At 52.6% G+C, this 6,648-nt stretch carries 7 protein-coding genes; all 7 read left to right on the top strand.

Features of this window, described 5'->3' with window-relative positions:
• Positions 1-148 precede the first annotated feature (148 nt).
• The 7 genes from GOV80_RS20750 to GOV80_RS20720 all read left to right on the top strand — a co-directional run bounded on the left by GOV80_RS20750 (position 149) and on the right by GOV80_RS20720 (position 6,460).
• Positions 149-2,002 carry an adenylate/guanylate cyclase domain-containing protein gene (locus GOV80_RS20750; RefSeq protein WP_170787416.1) on the top strand — a complete coding sequence of 618 codons (1,854 nt, stop codon included), beginning with the start codon at positions 149-151 and terminating at the stop codon, positions 2,000-2,002.
• 1 nt (position 2,003) lies between these two features.
• Positions 2,004-2,192, top strand: coding sequence for a hypothetical protein (locus GOV80_RS22765; protein ID WP_419555665.1), 189 nt, complete (start codon positions 2,004-2,006; stop codon positions 2,190-2,192).
• 569 nt (positions 2,193-2,761) lie between these two features.
• Positions 2,762-3,595, top strand: a complete 834-nt coding sequence (locus GOV80_RS20740) for a hypothetical protein (RefSeq protein ID WP_170787433.1) — start codon at positions 2,762-2,764, stop codon at positions 3,593-3,595.
• On the top strand, positions 3,592-4,443 hold the full coding sequence (locus GOV80_RS20735; RefSeq protein ID WP_170787431.1) for a hypothetical protein: 852 nt from the start codon (positions 3,592-3,594) through the stop codon (positions 4,441-4,443). Before GOV80_RS20740 ends, GOV80_RS20735 begins: the two co-directional genes overlap by 4 nt.
• A gap of 323 nt (positions 4,444-4,766) precedes the next feature.
• A complete protein-coding gene (locus GOV80_RS20730; RefSeq protein ID WP_170787429.1) occupies positions 4,767-4,934 on the top strand; it encodes a hypothetical protein in 168 nt (55 codons plus the stop codon).
• Positions 4,927-5,118 carry a hypothetical protein gene (locus GOV80_RS20725; protein ID WP_170787427.1) on the top strand — a complete coding sequence of 64 codons (192 nt, stop codon included), beginning with the start codon at positions 4,927-4,929 and terminating at the stop codon, positions 5,116-5,118. Before GOV80_RS20730 ends, GOV80_RS20725 begins: the two co-directional genes overlap by 8 nt.
• A 37-nt stretch (positions 5,119-5,155) precedes the next feature.
• Positions 5,156-6,460 carry a DUF6538 domain-containing protein gene (locus tag GOV80_RS20720; RefSeq protein ID WP_170787425.1) on the top strand — a complete coding sequence of 435 codons (1,305 nt, stop codon included), beginning with the start codon at positions 5,156-5,158 and terminating at the stop codon, positions 6,458-6,460.
• Positions 6,461-6,648 lie beyond the last annotated feature (188 nt).

The raw sequence follows: 6,648 nt of genomic DNA, 5'->3' as shown, positions 1-6,648 counted from the left end.
GTGTTACGGGTGTTGAGGGTGGGCCCTCAGAGGTCGTTGAAGGCCCATGCCACGGCTCAATCTTACAAGCAGAACTTTCAAAAAAATAAGAATTTGCATATAATCTGACGAATTACACCAATAGATAGTCTCGTTCACGGGGCATGTCATGGGGGATTTAAAAGGAAACACATCCCAAGGGAATGGCAGCGAATGGCATGCCTCGATGTCAGTCGCTTTGGCACTTGGGCTGGGTTTCTTTGTTCTCACTTCAGTAGCTGGTGTACTGGGCGTGGGGTTAGTCGTTGGCTATCGCAACACCTCAGAGTTGCTCACACAAAAGGCTCAGCTCATAATTGGTACGCAACGTCAACAAGTGGAGCGTTATCTAACCGCAGCTTCAGATCAGATCGATTTTATCGCGAGCAAGATTTCTTCGGAGGAAGTTGAACCGGACGGTTCTGAAGAATTCGTTAGCCTATTGCTTGGTGCCGTTTCAGCGACCCCTCAAATTCTTCGGATACAATTCATAGACAGACGGCAAGTCCTGACAGGTGTTGAACGTACCGAAGACGAGACGCTTCCCATATTCTCGAAACTTGGAGACGATATCGACCTGCGACACCTTATTGACGATTCAATTGATTCCGGAAAAGCTCATTGGGGCAAAATTCTCTGGCGTGAAGAATACGGCCAATCTGTACTGAGTTACCAAAGGCCAGTCATTCAGAAAGGTACGATAGTCGGTGTCCTGTCAGCTTGGATTTCAGTCATAAAATTATCTGAATTTTTGGCTGATCAGGAAATGGAATTCGGTGCAAACGTCTTCATTCTGTACAGTAGGGACGCTGTTTTAGCCCACCCACTTATGGCGTTTGGTTATGCCGGTTTGAACCGTGCTGTACCACTTCCACAACAAGACCGTTTTGCCGATCCAATTGTTTCAGCAATGTGGCAGCCGAATGACCGATTTAGTGTCGCGAAGTATTTTCTAACCGGAGCGAATACTCGTTTTGTTGCCTACGCTGATTGGGAGTTTGTCATATTCTTTGAAGAGTTATCTGACTATGGTGTTGAGCCACTTACCGTAGCTACTTACTTTGAAACCCACGACATTATTGCGGAAGCGGCTCGTTTGAAATGGGCCATCATATTCTGCCTTGTCATGGCGGTTATATCGGCCGGAGTGGCGGCTTTGATTGGTCAGGAAATTGCCAAACCCGTGCGCCGCTTGTCGGACAGTGCGAAGCGAGTGCATGATCTCGACATTTCGAATGTCGATGAGATCGAAGGATCCTTTTTCCGGGAATTGGATGAGGCGGCACGCTCGTACAATTTCATGCTCGAGGGTCTGCGCTGGTTTGAACTCTATGTGCCAAAACGGTTGGTAAGACAATTAATGCGTCAAAACGCAGGGAAGCAGACAAAGTCTTCCCACCGGGACGTGGTTATTATGTTCACAGATATTGTTGAGTTTACGACATTGTCGGAACATCTCACAGCTCCTCAAACGGCATCGTTTCTGAATGATCATTTTGCAGGGTTGGCCAGCTGTATCCAAAATAACCGTGGTACCATCGACAAATTTATTGGAGACTCTGTGATGGCGATCTGGGGTGCTCTGGAACATCAAGACGATGCGGCCGACTTGGCTTGCAACGCGGCGATTGATATCGGGAAGTGGATTGCGGACTACAATCAACATAGGCGAGTAGATGTGGGCTTAGCATATTCAGTTAGGCTGCGCATAGGTATCCACATCGGTCGCGTGGTCGTTGGAAATATCGGTAGCGAAGGGAGGCTCAGCTATACCGTAGTTGGAGACGCGGTGAATGTCGCCCAACGTCTAGAGGAAGCCGGAAGAGTTCTGGGCAATGCAAACGGCGAAGTGAATATTCTTGTTTCCAGTTCAGTGCGAAGCGCATTGGTCGACCCAATAGAATTTGAGCGCGTTGGCGCGCATAAACTTCGCGGAAGAGAAGAGTTAGTAGAAATATATTCGCTGGCATTGAACCGGCCATAAAGTGGCCTCTGCGCGGTTCGTTTACTGCGTGGTTAACCGGGCGGTGATCGATGAGGCGACGGTGGTGCGTCATCGCTGTCATAGCGAGCGCTGTGTCCGTCCTGAGCACCTGATTGAGGGGTCGGCGGCGGATAACAAGCGCGACGATTGGGACTACTGGGCGAACGGTGTCGATCGCGATCGACTATAACCCGTGGCATGGGCCTTCAACGACCTCTGAGGGCCCACCCTCAACACCCGTAACACCCGAAACCACTGGGGCATAAACGGGGGCATTTATCAGAGGGTTTAGCCCCAAGTGCCTGCTGTCTATTTATGTTCTGATGAACTGGCTGGGGTGGTAGGAATCCTTGCCGTCCGATGATTGTTATCAGCTTTTCCAACCGGTGACCTGAAGTGGGGCGGTTTCGGGGGCGGAATGGAGCGCTAGCGGAATGAGCACGGGGCATTTCTGACCGCTAGAGAGGCCGCTGGAGGGGCAGATTACGCGACCGCCAAAGCAACCGTCCACTGGCGCTGAGACGACCGCTGCCGAGACCGCTAGATCTGCCGCCCAGTGGCGCTGACCACCGCTGACGAGTCGTTCCGGGGGCTGAAGACTGGTCGCTGTTGCTGACGGTTGGTGGGGCTGGGGCGGGGCCGTTGAGAGCCCAGAGCAGCCGACGGACTCAGGCATTTTCAATTTTGCTATAGATCAAAGCGATGCGGCGCTGATTAGGACACAATCGGAGGAGATTCAATAAATGGGAGGGCGAGCTTATGACGGTCGCATGCCATTTTGCAAAGGTTGCTTTAGTAAAGCGTGTTAGGAGATTGCGCTTCGGAATCATTCCTTTTGTCGTAGCTTCGTCTTTGGCTGGCTGTTTATCGCCTACCGACTCTCCTCAGTACGATAACGCATCGTTAGTGGCGCTTGGGTTGCCCGAAACACCAAAAGGTTACGCTTCTTTTACTGCGATGAATGAACTGCTGAAACCAACGGGTGTCAATGGTCGCCAGGTAAGCATTAGTGGTTCAATCACGTCTAAGGATGGCCAGGCCGCATACAGAATTTTTCTCAAACCGGGTTATAACTGCGTCACACTCGGTCCGTTTTATGCGGCCGGAACAATAACAAAGTACGATTTCTGTTTTGATGCGATTAAATCGCATGAGTACAGCTTTCGACTAAAAGACAATTACTATGTGGTACAGGACGAAACTGCTGGGCGTCCAGTATTGCACAACGGGCTGACGACGACCAACACAAACGGCTCCGCTCTTCTCGTCTGGTCTCATTTGGGCCATCAGCCGGGTGATGTCGGCTTGATAAAAGGCGCGACTTTCGCTGGGATATTCCAAGGGTCCGATCTAGTTGAAGCGCGTCCAGAGAAAACAAAAAAAGGCGAAAAAACATTTAATATTAAGTCCGGATATCATACCTTCAGGATCGCGTACGTATGGAAAAACTCTCTCTTGTCCGACCCAATAGGCGTAAACCAATACGTTACGTTGAATGTAAAGCCCGGTGATTACATTCGATTGGTTTCGGGCAATAGGGGGGTTTCGGTTCTGGATGCGCGAACCAACAAAATACTACGAGACCCAAAATGAAACGAAAAATAGGCACACTCCAAAAAGCCTTTTGCATCGTTTCGTTCTCATTGTTGTTGGCATGCGGAGCGCCGACTCCGGAAATTTTACTTTCCAACATGGCCAATCGTTCAACGGTTAACCTTTTTGTGCAGATTGACGGCGACCGTGGTGTCGACTCTGCAACCTACACGCGCGGCGAAGGGGCTGCTTCCGGAATAGGCGCAGGAGCTGCTGGCGCATTAGAAGGAGGGCTTTCTTCACACGACCCGTTTGGAGTTGTTCTTGGTGTCGTTCTGGTTCCTGTTTTCGCCACCGCGGGCGGGATCTATGGCGCATCAACGGGCACATCTCGATCACGCGAGGAAATCTTGAGCGCGGCTTACACAATAAACCAGGCATATCGACCTGAGAGGTTTGAGAGTGCTTTCGAAGCGATGTTGTCGAATTCACTGCAAACTGCGCTTTTTGATGGAGTGTCACCCTGTTTCTCATCACGTTCTAGCAGAGGAGACTGTCCGCAAGGTGCAAGGGCCTCAAATCTCCGTATCCGAACAACTTTTCATCTTGTGCCGGCCGACACCGGGGCTGGTTCGGGAAACTTGGATTTTCTTGGTCGGGCGAAAATGATCGCTGAACCCGCAGGTGTTTTGCAACCGCAGTGTATTCTTCTTGAATACAGAAGCTTAGCCGGCAACCTATTCAAATTGGCGGAGAACAACGGTCGCTCCCTAGCCTCAGCATTTCAGTCTACACTAAATGACTTTGCTACAGAGCTGCCTCAAGTACTTAGATCCGAAGAAGCGAATGGGGCAAAATCAAGTTGGAAACAGCTCGAATGTTCCGAATGGGAGTTCCAGCTTCAATAACACTGAAGGTAGTTTAACGCGAAGCGCCAATTGGTCTCGGTCGACGAAGGCAATCTGGGGCGTATTTAGTGTTGCATGGTTCGAGCAACAACGAAACTGCCCTTGTTCAAAAGCGAGTCATGACAAGTGGCGCGATATCGCGCTACATCAACGCGATGTATTTTCGCGATCTTGTTAGTGAGCGACCGCTAGGCTCGCGGCAACCACAGCAGGCGGCTTTGTCCGCAAGCCAGACATTCGCGCAGCAACCCTGAACGTCCGCTCCCCAGAAACCGAGAGAACCCCTGCATCTAAATAAAGAAGCAACTGCAGGAGTTTGATCCATGAAGTACCTGTCTGCCCTCGGCGTTCTCGTCGGGGGTTTTCCTTTGCAGCCACCGCCCAAGGCCGTTCTGACGACGATGCTCTGGGTGGTCTCTCGGTCCCACCCCGCTGTCTCGGCACTGGTTCTGCTGGCGGTCCTCTGGACGTGGAAGTCCAACGATGACTGATCTGGAACTGAACCCCGGTGATGTCGTGCTCGTCCGCGCCTTTGATGACGTCGCTGAACATCTCTTCCGAGTGGAAGAGGTGTTTGAAGACTGCGTGACCGGCTTTGCTGTCACAGGCCCTCTGGCTGGCAGCTACGGCGAACCGGCTCTCGAGATGATCGTCAGGCTCGTCTCAACCAACTGATCCTATCCCAAATTCGAAACAGAAAAGGAGGAGACACATGTCTGCTCACATTCGCTATGCCTATCTGAAAGGCCACACGTGGTTGTTCAGACGCAACTATCCCGTTGACGTGGCTCTCGCGCTGGGCGCTCAGGCGCTGAAGCAGAGCCTCAAGACCAGTGACCGCAACACTGCCCGCGTCCGAGCCGCTGAAGTTAATGCGCGGTTCGAGACACTTGTGGAACAGGTTCGGTCCCAAGCAGAGGAGACCCTGTCTGCCCCAGAGAACACCGCTGACGTTCCTGATTGGGTCGATCAACCAGAGTTGTCTCTCGTCCGTCTCTGGGCCACTCTGGAGGACTCTGGATGTAATCTGGAGCGGTCCAGCTTCGCCAGACTATCAGCACCGGTGAAAGTGCCGGTTGGTGACCTGAGCCGGGCTTATCTGAACAAGCGCAGTAACGAGCTACGACCCAGCGGGTTCAAATCGGTCCGATACTCTGTCGGGTTGTTCACTAGTCGCTTTGGTGATCGTTCTGTTTGCAGTCTGGTTAGAGAAGACGGACGCGACTTCCTGTCCGCAATAGCCCAACTGTCTCCAATGATTGGCAAGTCAGAACGGACCCGTGGGCTGACCCTGGACCAACTGGTTGCGTACTCGTCTCGTGGGTCGGTGACCATAACGGCCAGAACCCAGCGGCGGATCTGGTCTCAGGTCAATCACTTCCTCGACTGGGTGGTCTATGAGGGGCATCTGGAGGTTAACCCCTTCCGAACAGTTCTCTTCGACCGGAAGGTACGTCCTCAACCCTATGCCGTTCCGACTGACGATGAAGTTGCGCGGTTGCTGGGAGCCAAAGACCGTGACCTGCATTCAGTTCTGCTGACCTGTCTGTTATCAGGAATGCGAGCGGGGGAAGCGGTTGGGCTGCTCCGGGAAGACCTCGTGGCCAAGGGCAATCTCGGTTGCTTCGTTCATGTCCAGCCCAATGAACTGAGACTGCTGAAGACAGATGCGGCGGAGAGACTGGTTCCGGTTCACCCGGTGCTGGATGAGACATTCCGGCAATTACCCTCGTCTGGTCCTCTGTTTCCTGACCTGACCGTGGCGCATGTCACCAAGAGGTTTGCTCGACTGAGACGAAGGCTGAACCTGGAACGGCCGGGACTGGTGTTTCACTCGACTCGCAAGTGGTTCATCACTCAGTGCGAGCGAACAGGTGTTCCCGAACATTTCACGGCCTCTCTGGTCGGTCATCAATCGGCGCGGTCGGAGAACGGGATCACTTACGGCATTTACTCGGCTGGCATCAGTGACGAGCAACGTCGGTCGATCGTCGATCAGATACGGCTCCCGGTATGAGGTTCCCGGACATTGATGCGTTCGAGGAACGGGCAGCTATCGCTGAATACGATGGCGGTTGCACTCGTAGGGCAGCTGAGGACCTAGCGGCCAGAGCCCAAGGGTTCCGTGACGCTGAAGCGTACTGGCAGTGGTTGGCTGACTATGTCGTCAACCGAAGACCACCCTAAAAATTATCCCTCGGCGGC

Origin of the sequence: Ruegeria lacuscaerulensis (assembly GCF_013034685.1) — a bacterium.
GTDB lineage: Bacteria > Pseudomonadota > Alphaproteobacteria > Rhodobacterales > Rhodobacteraceae > Ruegeria > Ruegeria lacuscaerulensis_B.
The sequence above is the reverse complement of the archived record's forward strand: the minus strand, read 5'-3'. Positions and strand labels throughout refer to the sequence as shown.